General features: G+C 53.7%; 2 protein-coding genes. One reads left to right on the top strand and one right to left on the bottom strand.

Going from position 1 to position 447, the window contains the following annotated elements; genetic code table 11:
• Positions 1–253, bottom strand: a 253-nt coding sequence (locus HK25_RS12285; RefSeq protein ID WP_198945990.1) for a baseplate J/gp47 family protein, incomplete at its 3' end; no start/stop codon positions are given.
• Between HK25_RS12285 and HK25_RS12280 the strand changes: the two genes are divergently transcribed.
• The coding region (locus HK25_RS12280) for a TonB-dependent receptor plug domain-containing protein (RefSeq protein WP_233127830.1) at positions 243–447 on the top strand (205 nt) is incomplete at its 3' end. The two genes, HK25_RS12285 and HK25_RS12280, sit on opposite strands and share 11 nt — an antisense overlap.

The raw sequence follows: 447 nt of genomic DNA, 5'->3' as shown, positions 1-447 counted from the left end.
TCTGAGCATCAGACCCTGTGGCGGCAGCGGTTTTGTTCGTAACAGAAGTCCATCCACTGGTTGGGGTTGCGATAATCGTCAGCGTGCCGGCCGCGGCTGAAACTGAGCCAGATGTTTCACAGGTTGCAGTGACAGTAATTGATCCGGCAGATGGGATCGTAATGCCGGAAGGTAAAGACCAGGTGTAACGATTAACCGTATCCTGAATAGTACCGTTTGAGATGATTGTTCCTACATCCCCGGTGACTGCCACGATTGATGTCATTGACCGCTCAGTCATGAACCAGCGCGGCTACGCCCATGCGGAAGAGGCTGCAGATAGTGCGCCTGGCGTATCATCCGGTGGCTCTCCAGGCAGCCCGGCACAGTTTGTTATGCGTGGTTTTTCGGGCAATCAGATTCTTATGCTGCGTGACGGCATTTATTACGGCCCGACCACAATGGTGA

The organism is Acetobacter sp. DsW_059 (genome assembly GCF_002153695.1).
Classification (GTDB): domain Bacteria; phylum Pseudomonadota; class Alphaproteobacteria; order Acetobacterales; family Acetobacteraceae; genus Acetobacter; species Acetobacter thailandicus.
The sequence above is the reverse complement of the archived record's forward strand: the minus strand, read 5'-3'. Positions and strand labels throughout refer to the sequence as shown.